16 protein-coding genes and 1 other annotated feature are annotated in these 16,487 nt (G+C 41.3%); of the genes, 15 read left to right on the top strand and 1 reads right to left on the bottom strand.

Annotation, left to right across the window (positions count from 1 at the left end):
- Positions 1 to 24: 24 nt before the first annotated feature.
- Together HMPREF0501_RS05350 and thiI are read left to right on the top strand one after the other, a co-directional pair.
- Positions 25 to 1,173, top strand: coding sequence for a cysteine desulfurase family protein (locus HMPREF0501_RS05350; RefSeq protein ID WP_006916867.1), 1,149 nt, complete (start codon positions 25 to 27; stop codon positions 1,171 to 1,173).
- Between the two features lie 9 nt (positions 1,174 to 1,182).
- Positions 1,183 to 2,403 carry a tRNA uracil 4-sulfurtransferase ThiI gene (thiI, locus tag HMPREF0501_RS05345; protein WP_006916866.1) on the top strand — a complete coding sequence of 407 codons (1,221 nt, stop codon included), beginning with the start codon at positions 1,183 to 1,185 and terminating at the stop codon, positions 2,401 to 2,403.
- Positions 2,404 to 2,469: 66 nt separating this feature from the next.
- On the opposite strand, the gene HMPREF0501_RS05340 is transcribed toward thiI, so the two are convergent.
- A complete protein-coding gene (locus HMPREF0501_RS05340) occupies positions 2,470 to 2,838 on the bottom strand; it encodes a DUF1304 domain-containing protein (protein WP_006916865.1) in 369 nt (122 codons plus the stop codon).
- 112 nt (positions 2,839 to 2,950) lie between these two features.
- On the opposite strand from HMPREF0501_RS05340, the gene tpx reads away from it, so the two are divergent.
- From tpx to yfmH, 13 genes are all read left to right on the top strand, one after another.
- Positions 2,951 to 3,445 carry a thiol peroxidase gene (gene tpx, locus HMPREF0501_RS05335; protein ID WP_006916864.1) on the top strand — a complete coding sequence of 165 codons (495 nt, stop codon included), beginning with the start codon at positions 2,951 to 2,953 and terminating at the stop codon, positions 3,443 to 3,445.
- 40 nt (positions 3,446 to 3,485) lie between these two features.
- Positions 3,486 to 3,692, top strand: a binding site (T-box leader).
- Positions 3,693 to 3,740: 48 nt separating this feature from the next.
- A complete protein-coding gene (locus HMPREF0501_RS05330; protein WP_006916863.1) occupies positions 3,741 to 6,404 on the top strand; it encodes a valine--tRNA ligase in 2,664 nt (887 codons plus the stop codon).
- Between the two features lie 73 nt (positions 6,405 to 6,477).
- Complete coding sequence (locus HMPREF0501_RS05325; protein ID WP_006916862.1) at positions 6,478 to 7,797, top strand: bifunctional folylpolyglutamate synthase/dihydrofolate synthase; 1,320 nt, start codon at positions 6,478 to 6,480, stop codon at positions 7,795 to 7,797.
- A 51-nt stretch (positions 7,798 to 7,848) separates the two neighbouring features.
- Positions 7,849 to 8,142, top strand: a complete 294-nt coding sequence (locus HMPREF0501_RS08575) for a hypothetical protein (RefSeq protein WP_050755760.1) — start codon at positions 7,849 to 7,851, stop codon at positions 8,140 to 8,142.
- A complete protein-coding gene (locus HMPREF0501_RS08570; RefSeq protein WP_006916861.1) occupies positions 8,123 to 8,461 on the top strand; it encodes a JAB domain-containing protein in 339 nt (112 codons plus the stop codon). Before HMPREF0501_RS08575 ends, HMPREF0501_RS08570 begins: the two co-directional genes overlap by 20 nt.
- 126 nt (positions 8,462 to 8,587) lie before the next feature.
- The gene (locus HMPREF0501_RS05315) at positions 8,588 to 9,616 is read left to right on the top strand and encodes a rod shape-determining protein (protein ID WP_040455970.1); all 1,029 of its coding nucleotides are present in this window, start codon (positions 8,588 to 8,590) and stop codon (positions 9,614 to 9,616) included.
- Positions 9,617 to 9,727: 111 nt separating this feature from the next.
- Positions 9,728 to 10,579: a rod shape-determining protein MreC gene (gene mreC / locus HMPREF0501_RS05310; protein ID WP_006916859.1), complete on the top strand. Its 852-nt coding sequence runs from the start codon at positions 9,728 to 9,730 to the stop codon at positions 10,577 to 10,579.
- A 10-nt stretch (positions 10,580 to 10,589) separates the two neighbouring features.
- Positions 10,590 to 11,126, top strand: a complete 537-nt coding sequence (mreD, locus tag HMPREF0501_RS05305; protein ID WP_006916858.1) for a rod shape-determining protein MreD — start codon at positions 10,590 to 10,592, stop codon at positions 11,124 to 11,126.
- Positions 11,127 to 11,581: 455 nt separating this feature from the next.
- A complete protein-coding gene (locus HMPREF0501_RS05300) occupies positions 11,582 to 12,229 on the top strand; it encodes an amino acid ABC transporter permease (protein WP_006916857.1) in 648 nt (215 codons plus the stop codon).
- An 18-nt stretch (positions 12,230 to 12,247) separates the two neighbouring features.
- A complete protein-coding gene (locus HMPREF0501_RS05295) occupies positions 12,248 to 12,892 on the top strand; it encodes an amino acid ABC transporter ATP-binding protein (protein WP_006916856.1) in 645 nt (214 codons plus the stop codon).
- Between the two features lie 17 nt (positions 12,893 to 12,909).
- A complete protein-coding gene (locus tag HMPREF0501_RS05290) occupies positions 12,910 to 13,755 on the top strand; it encodes an amino acid ABC transporter substrate-binding protein (protein WP_006916855.1) in 846 nt (281 codons plus the stop codon).
- Positions 13,756 to 13,864: 109 nt separating this feature from the next.
- A complete protein-coding gene (gene yfmF / locus HMPREF0501_RS05285) occupies positions 13,865 to 15,112 on the top strand; it encodes an EF-P 5-aminopentanol modification-associated protein YfmF (protein ID WP_006916854.1) in 1,248 nt (415 codons plus the stop codon).
- 4 nt (positions 15,113 to 15,116) lie between these two features.
- On the top strand, positions 15,117 to 16,412 hold the full coding sequence (gene yfmH / locus HMPREF0501_RS05280) for an EF-P 5-aminopentanol modification-associated protein YfmH (protein WP_006916853.1): 1,296 nt from the start codon (positions 15,117 to 15,119) through the stop codon (positions 16,410 to 16,412).
- Positions 16,413 to 16,487: the final 75 nt, after the last annotated feature.

The following is a 16,487-nucleotide window of genomic DNA, read 5'->3' as shown; positions in this document are numbered from 1 at the left end:
TGGTAAGGGAAAAGGGGGATTAGTTTGATCTATTTCGATAACAGTGCAACGACGCAGATTAGCCCGGAAGCTTTGACGACTTATAATACGGTTAGTCAAAAGATTTGGGGAAATCCGTCGAGCTTGCATAATTTAGGAGAAACTGCATGGAACCTTTTGCAGCAATCACGCAAACAGATTGCTGATTTATTCAGTGTCCAACCAGGAGAAATTGTGTTTACGAGTGGTGGTAGCGAAGGTGATAACTGGGTTATTAAGGGAACCGCGTTAGCAAAACAGCAGTTTGGTAAGCATATCATTACTAGTTCGGTTGAACATGCAGCCGTGAGAAATTCGCTTCACCAATTGGAAGAATTAGGGTTTGATGTTACCTACCTTCCTGTTGATGGCGAGGGACGGGTAGATCCAGCAGCAGTTCAAGAGGCGATTCGTCCTGATACGATTATGGTTTCGATTATGGCCGTCAATAATGAAATTGGGACGGTCCAACCGATTAAAGAAATTGGCAAAATTTTGAATAATTATCCACGGATTCACTTTATGGTAGATGCGGTGCAAGCGATTGGTAAGGGATTAGATGATGTTGTCTTTAGTGATCGGGTGGACTTTGCAACGTTCTCTGGACATAAATTTCACGCGCCACGCGGAACTGGTTTTGTATATAAAAAGAATGGCCGTCAGCTAATGCCACTGGTTAATGGTGGTGGCCAGGAACAGGGCCTTCGTGGTGGTACCGAGAATACTCCTGGTGATGCGGCAATGGCCAAAGCCATTCGGTTAATGAAGGAAAAGGAGACCGTGACGGTTCAGCGGGAAAGAGAAGTTAAGCAGCGGATCATGGACCATCTAAAAGATTTTCCTCATGTTAAAGTGTTCTCTAAAAATGACGCTGGATTTGCTCCGCACATTTTGTGTTTTGCAATTGTTGGTGTACGTGGTGAAACTGTTGTACATGCCTTTGAAGATCAAGGAATTTATCTTTCCACGACCAGTGCATGTTCGTCCAAAAAGGACACGGAAACGAGCACCTTGTCTGCAATGAAGGTACCGCAAAATATTGCGGAATGCGCAGTAAGGGTTAGCTTGGGGGATCAGAATACGTTGGCAGAAGCTGAACAGTTTAACCAAACCTTTGATGAGCTGTATGCAGGTTTTAAAAAGATTTTAGATTAGGAGGCGGCTATGCAATACGATGAAATAATGGTTCGCTATGGTGAACTGTCTACGAAGGGGCGGAATAAGCGCCATTTTATTGATCGGTTAGGTACCAACGTGCGGGATGCGCTTCATAAATTTCCCAAAGTGAAAGTTCATCCTAATCCTGACCGGTTACACGTGATTTTAAATGGTGAGAATAGTACCAAAGTGATGAGTCACTTGAAAAAAGTTTTTGGAATTCAAACTTTCTCACCGGTATTAAAAGTTGCTAAAGATTATGAGGCAGTTTGTGACGCTGCAAAGAAAATGCTGGCTGATCAGATTACTGAACCTGCAACTTTTAAAGTGGAAACCAAGCGAAGTGACCACCACTTTGAAATGGATACTTTTCAAATGAATCGAGAATTGGGTGGGTTCATTTTAGACCACTTTGGTGATCAATTGACGGTGGATGTTCATCACCCGGAGATCACGGTATGGGTGGATATTCGACTAGATGGGATCTATTTAAGTAGTAAAGTCATCAAGGGTGCTGGTGGATTACCAGTTGGTACGGCTGGCAAAGGGATGATGATGCTTTCTGGCGGAATTGATTCTCCAGTAGCTGCTTACCTAGCATTAAAACGTGGTGTTTCACTAGAAATGGTCCATTTTTATAGTCCACCATATACCAGTGAACAAGCCCTTGCGAAAGCCAAAGAATTAACGGGTAAGTTGGCACATTATTGTGGAAGTATTAACTTTATTGAAGTCCCGTTTACTGAAATTCAAGAAACGGTTAAGGAAAAGGTCCCGGAAGGTTATTTAATGACCATTCAACGGCGCTTGATGTTGCGATTAGCGGTGGAAATTGCTAACCGGCGGAAGGGATTAGCGGTCTTTAATGGTGAATCCCTTGGTCAAGTTGCTTCCCAGACGATGGAAAGTATGCGGACCATTGAGGAAGTTACTAATTTACCGGTTTTACGACCCGTCTTGTCGTATGATAAAACGGAGATTATTAAGATTGCCGAAGAAATTGGTACTTATGATTTATCGATTTTGCCATATGAAGATTGTTGTACAGTCTTTACACCACCTTCTCCAAAGACCAAGCCACGGATTGATCGGGCGCAAAAGTATGAGCAGGTCTTGGATATTAATGGCTTAATGCAACGTTCGCTTGATGGAATTAAAGTCACTAAGATTCACGCTGGTGATGAATTTCTCAATCAAAACGAGGATGTCTTTGCTGAATTACTTTAGAAAAAAACGATGGGATTAAACCGCTAAGGGCTACATAATCCCATCGTTTCTTTTTTGTGTCAGTCTTTATTTGGCAATCCACAGAGCAATGATTGCTAATACCGCTGGTAAAAGCTGGATTAACCAGATTTTTTTGGTTGCGGTAAAACCACCATAGCAGGCGACCACCGCAACGAAGGATAGTAATAATAGTTGGATGCTATATTGTACTGGACCATTAAAAAGCCAAAAACTAAGTAACAATAATAGACCCAACATGCCGTTATAAATTCCCTGGTTTGCCATAAGGACGCGAACTTCAGGGATTTTTGTGAAGTCTGACGATAGATCAAAAGATTTTGCTTGTTGTTGGGGCTGACCAAACATTTCCAAAAGCATAATGCCGAGGTGCTCTATACCGACCACGGCGACCAAAATAATCGCAATTATTAACATTGTTTGCTCCTTTTCAAATTTAGTAGGTTAATTATATATTTTTTAGCTTCTTAGGGAAAGAGTTTGTTATACTTAGGCTAAGTTAAGAATTTTAGTGAAGGAGTGTTGTAAGATGAAAATCACAATTAATGGTGAACAGCGTCAACTAGTGGGCAATCCACCAATGGTTGGTGAAGAATTACCTCACTTTAAAGTTTTTGATCAGAATAACGAAAAGGTAAAGACGAGATTCTTATTTGGCAAACCAACGTTACTGAGTGTGGTTCCAGACATTAACACTCCAGTTTGCAGCTTACAAACAAAGAAGTTTAACCAAACAATGGATCAATTTTCTGGAGTGAACTTCCTCACGATCTCTACCAACCGAATTGAAGATCAACAAAAATGGTGTGCAGCAGAAGGCGTTAAAAAGATGAAGCTAGTGTCTGACTATGAACAGTCATTTGGCTATGCCATGAATTTATTAATTCCGGATGAAGGTGTATTGGCACGCTCAGTATGGGTTGTCGACGCTAACGGCAAGATTGTTTACCGTCAAATCGTGAGTGAATTAACTGATGAACCAGATTATGATGCGGCACTAGCGGAACTGAAAAAATTACTGTAGAGGGTTGACGATTTTAGCTAAAATAGCGTATGATTACAGCACTAAAGCGATGACCGAGAAAGTTATGGATTCAATCAACAGAGACGGCTACTGGTGAGAATGCCGAGTGAATCTTGTTTAGTAGCTCGCGAGCAAGCTAATTGAACCAATAGTAGGTTAGCTCGGGTCATTCCCGTTATGTAATGAAGAGTGGAGATATATTTAATATCTTAATTTAGGTGGTACCGCGAGTAAGCTCGTCCTATTATGAGGACGGGCTTTTTTTGCTTACCACCATGAAAGGAAGTTTTTAATTATGACAGACCAATCAAAAGAGATGTCAACCAAGTACGATCCAACTGCCGTTGAAAAGGGTCGCTATGCTTGGTGGCAAGACCATGGATTCTTTAAACCGAGTGGCGATAAAAAGGCACACCCGTATTCAATTGTGATTCCACCACCGAATGTTACGGGAAAACTGCACCTAGGTCATGCTTGGGATACAACATTGCAAGACATGATTATTCGTCAAAAGCGGATGCAGGGCTATGATGTTCTTTGGCTCCCTGGGATGGATCACGCAGGAATTGCTACTCAAGCCAAGGTTGAAGCCCGGTTGCGTAAGCAGGGCATTTCACGTTATGACTTAGGACGGGAAAAGTTTGTCCAACAAGTTTGGGATTGGAAAGATGAATACGCGGATATTATCCACCAACAATGGGCTAAGATGGGGATCTCGGTTGATTATGACCGTGAACGGTTCACCCTGGATGAGGGGTTAAATAAGGCCGTGCGGAAAGTCTTTGTTGATTTATACAATAAGGGATTAATTTATCGTGGAACGTACATTATTAACTGGGATCCACAAGCACGGACAGCGTTATCTGATATTGAGGTTATTCATAAGGATGATAAGGGTGCCTTCTACCACGTTAAATACCCATTTACCGATGGCACCACATTTAACGGTAAGGACTACATTGAAATTGCTACAACCCGTCCGGAAACAATGTTTGGGGATGAAGCAGTCGCGGTTAATCCTCATGATGAACGGTACAAAGAATTGGTCGGCAAGCATGTACGGGTTCCACTAGTTGATCGGGAAATTGAAATTATTGCGGATGATTATGTCACTCCTGATTTTGGAACTGGGATGGTTAAGATTACCCCAGCACATGATCCAAACGACTTTAAGGTTGGTAAGCGGCACAATCTTCCAGAATTAAATACCATGAACGAAGACGCTTCAATGAACGAAAATGCGGGTAAGTATGAAGGCATGGATCGTTTTGAAGCACGGAAGGCCATGGTACAAGATTTACAAGACCAAGGATACATGCTTAAGATTGATCCAATCGTTCACTCAGTTGGGCATTCAGAACGGACTGGGGTGCAAGTTGAAGCCCGGTTGTCAACGCAATGGTTTGTTAAGATGAAGCCATTAGCTGAGGCCGCATTAAAGAACCAAAAAACTGCGGATCGGGTTAACTTTATTCCAGGGCGGTTTGAAAATACCTTTACGCAGTGGATGGAAAATATTCACGATTGGGTTATCTCACGGCAATTATGGTGGGGACACCGAATTCCAGCTTGGTATAACAAGCAAACTGGTGAAATGTACGTGGGAATGGAAGCACCAAAGGATGCAGAAAATTGGGAACAAGATCACGACGTCTTAGATACTTGGTTTTCGAGTGCATTGTGGCCATTTTCAACAATGGGGTGGCCAGATACGGATGCTCCAGATTACAAGCGTTACTTCCCAACCAGTACACTAGTTACCGGGTATGATATTATTTTCTTCTGGGTTTCCCGGATGATTTTCCAATCACTTGAATTTACCGGCAAGGCGCCGTTTAAGAATGTCCTCCTCCACGGGTTAATTCGTGACGAACAAGGTCGTAAGATGAGCAAGTCATTGGGAAATGGGATTGATCCAATGGATGTTATTGCTAAGTATGGTGTAGATGCCTTACGTTGGTTCTTAGTAACTGGTTCAACTCCTGGTCAGGATATTCGTTTCTCATACAAGAAGATGGATGCGGCATGGAACTTCATTAACAAGATTTGGAATGCCAGTCGTTACGTCATCATGAATTTGGATGGGATGGAGCATGCGCCACAGTTACCTGATAAGAGTAAGTGGGACTTGGCAGACCGGTGGATTTTAGCTAAATTGAACGCAACGGTGCAACAAGTGAATGCACAATTCGAGAAATTCGAATTTGGTGAAGCTGGCCGGGCCCTTTATAACTTTATTTGGAATGATTTCTGTGATTGGTATATCGAAATGTCCAAGGAAAAGTTGACCAACGGAACGCCAACCGAAAAGGAAGATACCAAGAACATTTTAGCCTACGTTCTGGATCAAACGCTGAAATTGATTCACCCAATTATGCCATTTGTGACGGAAAAACTCTGGTTATCAATGCCACATGATGGTGAATCAATTATGGTCAGTGATTATCCAGTTGCACACGCTGAATTGGCAGATGCCAATGCCGTTGAGCAAATGGGTGATCTTATTAACCTGATTAAGGCAGTGCGGACGATTAGAAATGATGCGGGTGCACCATTATCAAAACCAGTTAACATGCTAATCAAGGTTGATACTGAAGCATTAGGGAACATTTTCCGCGATAATCAGGATTATATTCAACGGTTCTGTCATCCAGCAGAATTGACGATTGGGACAGAAGTCGCAGTGCCAAAGTTGGCAATGAGCGGAATCTTAGCAGGAGCAACGGTTTATATTCCGATGGCAGAATTAGTGGACCTTGATGAAGAAAAGGCGAAGGTTCAAGATGAAATTGCAAAATTGCAAAAGGAAGTTGAACGTTCTGCTAAGAAGTTAGGGAACGAAAAGTTTGTTCAAAACGCACCTGAAAAGGTTGTCACCGACGAACGTAAGAAAGCTGCTGAGTGGCAGCAAAAGTTAAATGCTGCCAAGGAGCGGTTAGCATCGCTTGAAAATGCATAGCAGACCAGTGGGGCGTGAATACGAAGTCAGATATGACTTCTGTCACGCCTCTTTTGTTAAAAAGGAGCATTAAATGGTAATTCAGACTTATGAAGATGCGCTAAATTTTATCCATCAACGGCCACGTTTTAAGAAAAAGCCAACCTTGGCTCGGATGCGGTTATTTTTGCAACGCTTGGGAAATCCACAGCGTGGTCAAAGATATATTCACGTTACCGGAACTAACGGTAAAGGGTCCGTAGTGGCAATGACCCGGCAAATTTTGATGGAACAAGGCTTAACGGTCGGTTCATTTACTTCTCCGTTTATTACCCGATTTAATGAACGGATTGCAATTAATGGGGAGCCGATTGCAGATCAGGACCTATTGCACTACGTTCAACAAGTGGCACCAGTTGTTGAAGCCCTTGATAAAGAACTGCCAGCGGGGGGACCAACAGAGTTTGAAATTGATACCGCAATCATGTTCTGCTATTTTGCGGATCATGACCTGGATGTAGTAATTTTAGAAGTCGGCATTGGGGGATTATATGATTCAACGAATGTAATTGAATCCCCGGTCGTGACAGCAATAGTTACCGTTGGCTATGATCATATGAAGTACTTGGGTTCCACCATTGCGGATATTGCGCGGCAAAAGGCGGGAATCATCAAAAATGGGGTCCCGATGGTCACTGGCAATCTACCAAATGATTCGCAACGCGTGGTTACACAAGTTGCAAAGGAACATGATTGCACTGTCTATCAGTTTGGCCGCGATTTTCGAACAACGCTAGTTGGTCATCAAACAATTTATCCAGAGTTGAGTTATTCAGGACTCCAATTGCATAATGAGCGTTATCGTTTATCGTTGGCTGGTGATTATCAACTTGCCAATTGTGGTATTGCAGTGACGCTTGCCCAGCTCTTTATGCAAGCTGATGGCTTGAAGTTAGATCAGCGTGCTGTTAGACAAGCGCTCCTGAATACTAAGTGGCCTGGTAGAATGGAACTGGTTAATCAGGAACCAATGATAATTCTAGACGGGGCACATAATCTTCCAGGAATGCAAGCACTAACTGAAACCATTCGAGACGATTTCAAAGGGCATGAAGTTTATGTATTAGTGGCGATTTTAGCTGATAAACAGTATGAATTGATGCTCGGTGAATTGGCTAGCCTGAGCAACGTTCATATTACGGTAACGACTTTTGAAGGTCCTTATGCTGGTCGTAAGAGTGCTGATTTAGGTGCGGTGGTAAAAATGATCCCAAGCCATCATCCAATTCAAATGGTGCCAGATTGGCAGCAAGCATTTGCTAAACTTGCTACGCAGGTTTCTACGGACGACGTCATTTTAATTACTGGATCCTTATACTTTATTTCAGATGTTCGACATTTAATGTTGGATTAAAAATGATTTGACTGATTTCTTCCGTCTATAAAAAGTGAAGGGAGAGATTAGATGATTTTAGATAATACAAGTAATCATTACCACCAATTAGTTCGAAAGTATTTTGCTGATCAGCCACAAGTGGCCGAAGCGCTACTGCTTAAATCACCAACACCGGCAGATTTTCATCATCTGACTAAAAACGAGCTCCGGTATTTAAAGGGAACTAGTCCGACGGAAGTGGAGAAATTTTTGTTGGCAGTGCAACTTGGTGAACTCATTGTCAAAAGTCCGCGCAACCTTTATGGGCACGCATATTCAAGCGCTTTAGTGGGGGAAGAGCTTTATGAACGAGTATGCTGGTGACCAACAGGAAAGTGTCGTAGTCCTATGTACGGATGTTCATAATGAAATTATTGCCCGTCAACAGTTATTCATTGGTGGGCGGAGCCAGTGCAGTTTATATCCAGACCAGATTTTTCGTTACGCACTCAAAAATTGCGCAGCGGGAGTGATTATTGTGCATAATCATCCAACTGGCTACAGCGAACCGTCAGATAATGATTTAATGATGTGTCAACGCCTTGAACGAGCTGGGAACCTCATTGGAATTCAGCTAATTGATTTTCTAATTATCGGCCATAATAAATACTATAGTTGGCGGGAGTGTGCGGCGGATCTTTAATTATTTTTAAATGTCGGGAAAAAATTGGTTTTTTTATGCCGAGTGTAGTATATTGTGACTGTTAATCTGCAGAACTGCTATGGTATAATACTGCTGTTCTATAATAAAAAGATACTTGAAACCAAAATGAAGGGACGACATAGATTGCCATTAGGAATTGGAACCAAAAATATTGGTATTGATTTAGGAACTGCCAATACAATTGTTTACATTGAAGGTAAGGGAATCGTTTTACGTGAGCCGTCTGTGGTTGCACGAAATAAAAAGTCTGGCGAAGTGATTTCGGTTGGTGAAGCTGCCCGGGATATGATTGGACGGACACCGGCTAGTATCGTTGCGATTCGACCAATGAAAGACGGTGTAATCGCTGATTACGATACGACAGTTGCCATGATGAAGTACTACATGGATAAGGCGCTTGGCGGTAATGCTGGGAAGCCATACGTGATGGTTTGTGTGCCAAGTGGAATTACTGAAGTTGAAAAACGAGCAGTAATTGATGCTACCCGTGTTGCGGGGGCCCGGGATGCTTACGTTATTGAAGAGCCATTTGCGGCTGCGATTGGGGCTGGTTTGCCAGTCATGGATCCAACCGGGAGTATGGTTGTTGATATTGGTGGAGGGACCACTGATGTTGCTACCATTTCACTTGGTGGAATTGTTTCTAGTCGTTCTATTCGGATGGCTGGTGACAAGATGAATGATGCCATTATTCAATTTATCCGGCAAAATAAGAACCTTTTGATTGGGGAACGAACGGCTGAAAAACTCAAATGGGATATTGGTTCAGCTTCACCTGAAGCTGCTAAAGATATGGAAAGCTCAGAAGTTCGTGGTCGTGATCTCGTTACTGGATTGCCAAAGACAATGGAAGTGACTGCCGAAGAATTATCTGGCGCACTCCAGGATGTCGTGGCAGAAATTATTGAGGCAATTAAGTCGACCCTTGAAGAGACATCTCCGGAAATTGCAGCGGATGTTATTGACCACGGGATTGTGTTAACTGGTGGTGGTTCACTGTTGAAGCATTTGCCAGATGTAATCGCTGATGCCACGAAGGTACCAGTCTTTATTGCGAATGATCCGCTTGATTGTGTTGCAATTGGAACGGGAGAATCCCTCAAGAGCATTGATGTAATGAAGAAGAAAAAGTAATTCAAATAAACCAATTGAGAATTAATTATCCAGATGGGCGGGGCGAGTCGCAAAACGATGTGTTTTGCCAAGCTCCGCTTCACTTTTCTCAATTGGGAGGAGGATTTCAGAATGCGCAAGTTTTTTTCAAACCGGCGATTGGTATTTATTGTGATCGTGCTGGTTCTTGCATTCGGTTTAATGGGCGGGTCAGTCGCCCTACGAAATCGGCGACAGACGCCACCACTGATTCAGCAATTTGGCAATGACATTGTCGGTATGGTTGATGGGGTAGTAGCTTATCCCGTCAACGCAGCTCAAAATGGTGTTCGGTCATTTACTGAACTGTTAAATACTTATTCCGAGAATGAGAAGTTAAAAGAACAAGTAGCTGATTTAGCTCAGGCTAAGGTTCGTGATCAAACGTTAGCCAAGGAAAACCGAGAATTAAAGAAGGAACTGAAAGTTAACAAGTCGATGACTGACTATACCACCATTAGTGCTGCGGTGATGTCGCGAACCCCTTCATCTTGGCAAAAACAGTTGGTTATTAATAAGGGTCAGACAAGTGGTATTAAGAAAAATATGCCGGTAATGTCATCTGGTGGTTTAATTGGTCGAATTACGGAAGTTAATAAAACCAATAGCAAGGTTGAATTATTAAGTAATACTGGTGAATCTGCTAACCGCTTTGCGATCCAAATTGATGGTGAAGGTGGTAAAACCGTGAACGGAATCATTACTGATTATGATTCTGAAAGTAATAGCTTGATTATGGGGCAGGTAACCTCAAAGGCGAAAATCAAGAAGGGAACCAAAGTTACGACTAGCGGCATGGGAGGTATTACTCCCAAGGGACTGTATGTCGGTCGGGTATCTAAGGTTGGTAAAGATGATTATGGCCTTGCCCAAAAGATTTATATCAAGCCTGCAGCCAACTTTAATGATGTTAATATCGTGACCGTGGCTGAATTAGATTCATAGGAGGGAGCAAATGTACCGTTTATCTCGCTTAAGATTTCTATTTCCGATTGGCTTGTTTATCACATTTTTTTTAGATGGTTCATTTAGTAAAGTTTTTGCTAATCAGTTTTTCAGCTATCCATATTCAATGGTCAGCCAATTAGTGTTGCTGTGGTTGGTGTTAGCCTATTTCTTCGAGGGTAACATCAAGATTCCATTGTATGGATTTGCGATTGCAGTTGGTGTGTTGACTGATTTATTCTATTCGGGGATCTTTGGCTTATTCATTGTCTTGTATCCACTAATTGTGTGGTTAACAAAGCTGTTGGCAACATTTTTTAACGAAAACTTTTTTAACACCTTGTTAGTTTTCTTTATTGACGTTTGTGTATTTCAGCTCTTAAATTATTGGGCGTTTTTGATAATTGGAGTAGTCCATGTCAATATTGTTAATTTCCTGCTGAATACCTTGGCGCCGACGTTAGCATTAAACTTAGTTTACTTTGTTCTATTGTACTGGCCAATTCATTCGCTTTATGAACGGGCACTGGCTAAGCAGCGTTCATAAACAATTATGAGAATTTTTTAATATTAATGTTGACATTCGAATAAAACGTGGTTATTATACTTATAACAAATTAAAGACGAAGAGCAGACTAGTAGAGTAATTGGTTCTTTACAGAAAGTTTCAGTAGCTGAGATGGGACATGAACTGGTACTTGAATCACAACTGTGAGTTGACTATTGATCAAAAAATAGTCCGGGGAAGCCCGTTACAGCGCAGAGTTTATTTGAACTTGCTGAGGTTAGATTCGTGAGAATTTAACAATAATGAGGTGGAACCGCTGTAAAGCCCTCTTACTACGATAAGTAGTAAGAGGGCTTTTGGTTTCAAATGAACTTACTGAGGTAGCTAGTGTAAGCTGGCTATGAATTGGGGTGGAAACACGGTCTAGCGTCCCCTTGGAGATTATTCCAGGGAGGCGTTTTTTGTTTGCTCGGACAGAGAGTAGGAGGTTGCTTATGTCGCTAAAATACGTATTTGAAATTTTACCATCATTATTTCAGGGTGCAGGAATGACGTTGGAGTTGTTCTTTCTTACGTTAATTGGTTCATTACCTTTAGGAATTATCTGTAGTTTAGGATTAGTATCAAAAATTCGCCCACTTAAATGGGTTCTAGAATTTTACGTGTGGCTAATGAGGGGAACCCCATTGTTATTGCAATTAATTTTTGTTTTTTATGGTTTGCCAATTGTGGGAATCGTTTTTCAACGTTTTGATGCAGCCTTGGTTGCGTTTATCCTTAATTATGCAGCCTACTTTGCAGAAATTTTCCGGGGTGGATTACAATCCATTGATGAAGGTCAGTACGAAGGAGCGCGCGTTCTGGGCCTGAGTTATTGGCAAACAGTTCGTAAAATTGTGATTCCCCAAGTGGTTAAAATTGTGATTCCGTCAATTGGAAACGAAGTTGTAAATTTAGTTAAGGATTCCTCATTGGTTTACGTAATTGGGTTAGGCGACCTTCTACGGGCCGGAAATGTGGCCACCGCACGGGATGTTACACTTGTTCCGTTGGTCTTAGTCGGGATTATTTACCTATTGATGGTTGGAATTTGTACTTATATTTTACACAAAGTTGAACAACGCTATTCTTACTATAAATAAACAAAGGGGGGGGTTAGAATGTTAAAAGTTACAAATTTAAAAAAGAGCTTTGACGGTCGACAAATTCTTGATGATGTTAACTTCACGGTTGAAGATGGAAATATTTTGACAATTGTTGGTCCATCTGGAGCCGGAAAGACGACCCTTTTACGTTGTATCACGGGACTGGAAGCTGCTGATTCTGGAACTTTCACAATCGATGGCAAAGAATTTAATCCCCAGGATTTAACAAGTGCTGATAATGTAATGGGAGTTGTTTTTCAAGATTTTAACCTTTTTCCACACCTATCAGTTTTAGAAAATCTAACACTTGCTCCGACCTTAGTTTTAAAGCAGGAGCGCAAGGTAGCTGAAACAAAGGCGCGGGAATTATTGAAACAACTAGGCTTAAAGGGGAAGGAACAGCTTTACCCATATCAACTTTCTGGTGGGCAGAAACAACGAGTAGCTATTGCCCGGGCATTGGCAATGCAACCGAAGATTCTTTGTTATGACGAACCTACCAGTGCACTAGATCCGAATTTACGGGACGAAGTCGCTAACCTAATATTGTCATTAAAGGCACAAGGGGTTACTCAATTAGTAGTTACTCACGATATGGAATTTGCCAAAAAAATTGCAGATAGTATGTTGAAGGTTCAAGCATTAGACCAGCAAAACTAAAGTGAGAGGGTGACAATATGAAAAAACGTCGCGGATGGATATTAATTCTGTGTTTATTACTGCCACTCATGATGCTTAGTGGTTGCGAGAGCGTGACAAAACGTGCCAATCATCAAGACACGTGGTCGCGAATTGAACGACGACACAAGGTTATTATTGGTGTTGATGATAGCTTTGTTCCCATGGGCTTCCGACAAAAAAATGGCAAACTGGTGGGTTATGATGTAGATTTAGCTCGCGCAGTTTTTAAACAATACGGAATTAAAGCTGATTTTCAAACGATTGATTGGTCAATGAAAGAAACTGAGTTGAAGAACGGGACCATTGACTTATTATGGAATGGCTATTCAGTTACTCCACAACGACAGAAGAAAGTGGCGTTTAGTCGGGTCTACCTTCTGAATAAGCAAATTCTGGTTACCAAAAAAAGTGATCACATTAACAATTTTCAGGAAATGACTGGGAAAACCTTGGGAGTCCAAAATGGGTCGACCGGGATGACGATGCTGGATGAATACCCACGTTTACTGAAAGACCGGATTAAAGATCATAAGCCAGTTTTATATGATACATTTCCCAATGCGTTTATCGATCTGAATGCCAACCGGATTCAGGGTATCTTAATGGATGAAGTATATGCAGACTACTACATTCAACACCAGCCAGACCGTAATGCTTACGCGACTTACAGTAGTTCGAAAATGCCAGCAGATAAATTTGCGGTTGGAATGCGTAAGGGTGATCGGACCTTGCGTCAAAAAGTTAATCAAGGTCTTGGCCGGCTACAAAAGAATGGCGAATTGCGTAAAATTAATGAAAAATGGTTTGGCAAGGATAGCAATTATCTAGGACCAAATAATTAATTTTCGAGGTTGGGGTAACCCGGCCTTTTTATTTTGCTAGGGGATTGCTTGTCTTTTATGGTAAAAATGCGTATGATATTTGATACATTGATTAAAAAAGGAATAAAAAATGCAGATAGAATTAGTAAAAGGTGTTCATTTAACAATCATTCCGACAACGAAATATACGACCACTAAAATTTTAGTAAACTTTGCGACTAAGCAAACACTTACGAATAGTTCAGTGCGGAATGTCCTTGTTAACCTATTGGTTAATGCAACTGCTAATTACCCGAATCAAACAGTATTAGCTCGTAAGTTAGCCACAATGTATGGTGCGGAATTGGACGGCTATGTTACAAGAGTCGGGACGACCCATAACGTTCGTTTGAACTTATCATTTGTTAATCAACATCTAGCACCGCAAATGAGGATTAATGATGCGTTAGACCTCATGCAAGAATTAATATTTAATCCGCTTCGTGACCAGGATGAACTATCTCCCCAAAGTTGGCAACTGCAACGGGACAACATTGCGGCAACTTTATCTTCTTGGGAAGACGATAAGCAATATTTAGCAGCGAAACGGCTGCTGGATTTATACTTTACTAAGGGCTCAGTAATGAAGGTGCCTAGTACCGGGACAGCTGAAATGGTCACCAAGGTGTTGAATCGGGAAATAGTTCGTGCCTATCAAAATATGCTGGCCAAAGACCAGGTTGAAATTATTATCGAAGGTGACGTTGATGCTGATCAAGTGAAACGAGCATTACGACAGTGGCCATGGCAAGCACGATCGTCATTTGAAACAGATGTTTTTTATCATCAGCCAGTGTGGTCTAATGTGCAAGTTGGATCTCACCAGATTGATATTCAACAGGCCAAACTCGATTTAGCCTATTCTTTTCCCGTATATTTTATGGATCATGATTATTATCCAGCGTTAGTTATGAATGGTTTATTTGGTGGTGGACCGTATTCACTCTTATTTAAGAATGTTCGTGAAAGAGCTAGTTTAGCCTATTATGCATCGACTGGGTATCGACCGTTTGCGGGTTATCTCTTCGTTCAATCGGGAATTAATAGTCAGGATCGTCAGCGCACTCAACAATTAATTGGTGATCAGCTAAAAGCTATTCAAGATGGCCAAATTAATATTAGCGATTTAAAACAAGTTAAGAAGAACCTTATTAATGGTTATCTAGTGTCCCAAGATAATCCTAACCACTTGGTTGAACGTGCGTTGATTAGTAATTTAACTGGCTTACATTTACCTGCAAATCCGGTCGAATTGATCCAATCGGTCGACCGGCAACAAGTGAGTGATGTAGCGCAAAAACTAAAGTTACAGGCAGAATATTTTCTGGATCGGAGATAGGAACGTGAAAAAAAAGATTTATGCTCAATTTAATCAACCCGTTTACCATGAGCGACTTACTAATGGTTTGGATGTGGTGTTAATTCCCCGTCGTGGTTTTCAGAAAGTGTATGGAATTTTAACGAGTAATTATGGCTCTGTTGATAATCAGTTTATCCCGCTTGACAGTCAAGAAATGGTTCAAGTTCCTGATGGGATCGCCCATTTTTTAGAACATAAGCTCTTTGAAAAGAAGAATCATGATGCGTTTGATTTGTTTGGTGAATTAGGGGCTGATTCAAATGCTTTTACTAGCTATACGCAAACTAGCTATCAATTTTCAACAACGCAAAATATCCAGAAAAATCTGGCAACTTTGTTAGATTTTGTTCAGACACCCTATTTTTCAGCAGCTGGGGTGATGAAAGAACAAGGAATCATTGGACAGGAAATTCGCATGTATAACGATAATCCGGATTCACGATTATATACGGGAGCGTTGGCGAATTTGTACCCAAATGATCCAATGAGTGTTGATATTGCTGGAACTGAATCCAGCATTGCAAAAATCACGCCAACCCTGTTAATGCAGTGCTATCACACTTTTTATCAACCGTTTAATTTACGCTTAGTCGTAGTTGGTAATATTGACATTGCTGAGACAATGACGACCGTTTATGAGAGTCAAAAGGAACATGCGGCAATTATTCGTTCCATTAACCGAGCACCACAAATTAGTGATGATCAAGGCACGGATGTTCTTGCCACGGGGAACTTGCGGATGGCGGTTCAACGACCCAAAGCGATGGTCGCTATTCGAGGTCTTCAGCAATTTACGGATGATCGGGAACGTTTACGTTATAAGTTAGCCTGTGAATTAATGTTAGAAATGATTTTTGACGATACCACTAGCAATTATTTACGTCTGTATAATCGGCACGTCATTGATGATTCTTTTGGTTTCAGTTTCGAAATGGAACGGGGCTTTCATTTTGCAACCATTAGTTCCGATACGGATGACCCGCAGCGGTTTATTGGTGAAATTGAGGATATTTTGCAATCCGCCACCGATCATTTAGATGTAATGAAAAATGAATTTATAGCCACCAAACGAGGTGCCATTGGCCGGGTAATTATGAGTTTTAATTTTCCAGAAGCTATTGCAAATCGTTATTCATCAGCTCTTTTTGGTAATTTAAATGTTTTTGATGAAATTGACTTATTACAATCAATTCAGCTCGATGATCTATACCAAGCCTGTCAACAATTTATTCAACCGCATTGTTGGACAAACTTCGTGATTGAGCCGTTAAAGATGTAATAGATTCTTAGAATTTACATTAGACGAAGTATGCTATACTAGGTTCTGGTTTAAATAAAGAAGGGTGTGGAACTT

The organism is Limosilactobacillus coleohominis 101-4-CHN, assembly GCF_000161935.1.
Taxonomy (GTDB): Bacteria; Bacillota; Bacilli; order Lactobacillales; family Lactobacillaceae; genus Limosilactobacillus; species Limosilactobacillus coleohominis_A.
Note: the sequence above shows the minus strand (reverse complement) of the source record. Positions and strands in the feature narration are given on the sequence as shown.

Excerpts from the sequence above, each read along its gene's own strand:
- yfmF (WP_006916854.1), top strand. The coding sequence starts at position 13,865 with ATGCAGATAGAATTAGTAAAAGGTGTTCATTTAACAATCATTCCGACA.
- HMPREF0501_RS05325 (WP_006916862.1), top strand. The coding sequence starts at position 6,478 with ATGGTAATTCAGACTTATGAAGATGCGCTAAATTTTATCCATCAACGG.
- thiI (WP_006916866.1), top strand. The coding sequence starts at position 1,183 with ATGCAATACGATGAAATAATGGTTCGCTATGGTGAACTGTCTACGAAG.
- HMPREF0501_RS05300 (WP_006916857.1), top strand. The coding sequence starts at position 11,582 with ATGTCGCTAAAATACGTATTTGAAATTTTACCATCATTATTTCAGGGT.
- mreD (WP_006916858.1), top strand. The coding sequence starts at position 10,590 with ATGTACCGTTTATCTCGCTTAAGATTTCTATTTCCGATTGGCTTGTTT.
- tpx (WP_006916864.1), top strand. The coding sequence starts at position 2,951 with ATGAAAATCACAATTAATGGTGAACAGCGTCAACTAGTGGGCAATCCA.
- HMPREF0501_RS05290 (WP_006916855.1), top strand. The coding sequence starts at position 12,910 with ATGAAAAAACGTCGCGGATGGATATTAATTCTGTGTTTATTACTGCCA.
- HMPREF0501_RS08570 (WP_006916861.1), top strand. The coding sequence starts at position 8,123 with ATGAACGAGTATGCTGGTGACCAACAGGAAAGTGTCGTAGTCCTATGT.
- HMPREF0501_RS05340 (WP_006916865.1), bottom strand. The coding sequence starts at position 2,838 with ATGTTAATAATTGCGATTATTTTGGTCGCCGTGGTCGGTATAGAGCAC.
- mreC (WP_006916859.1), top strand. The coding sequence starts at position 9,728 with ATGCGCAAGTTTTTTTCAAACCGGCGATTGGTATTTATTGTGATCGTG.
- HMPREF0501_RS05295 (WP_006916856.1), top strand. The coding sequence starts at position 12,248 with ATGTTAAAAGTTACAAATTTAAAAAAGAGCTTTGACGGTCGACAAATT.
- HMPREF0501_RS05315 (WP_040455970.1), top strand. The coding sequence starts at position 8,588 with ATGAAGGGACGACATAGATTGCCATTAGGAATTGGAACCAAAAATATT.
- HMPREF0501_RS08575 (WP_050755760.1), top strand. The coding sequence starts at position 7,849 with ATGATTTTAGATAATACAAGTAATCATTACCACCAATTAGTTCGAAAG.
- HMPREF0501_RS05330 (WP_006916863.1), top strand. The coding sequence starts at position 3,741 with ATGACAGACCAATCAAAAGAGATGTCAACCAAGTACGATCCAACTGCC.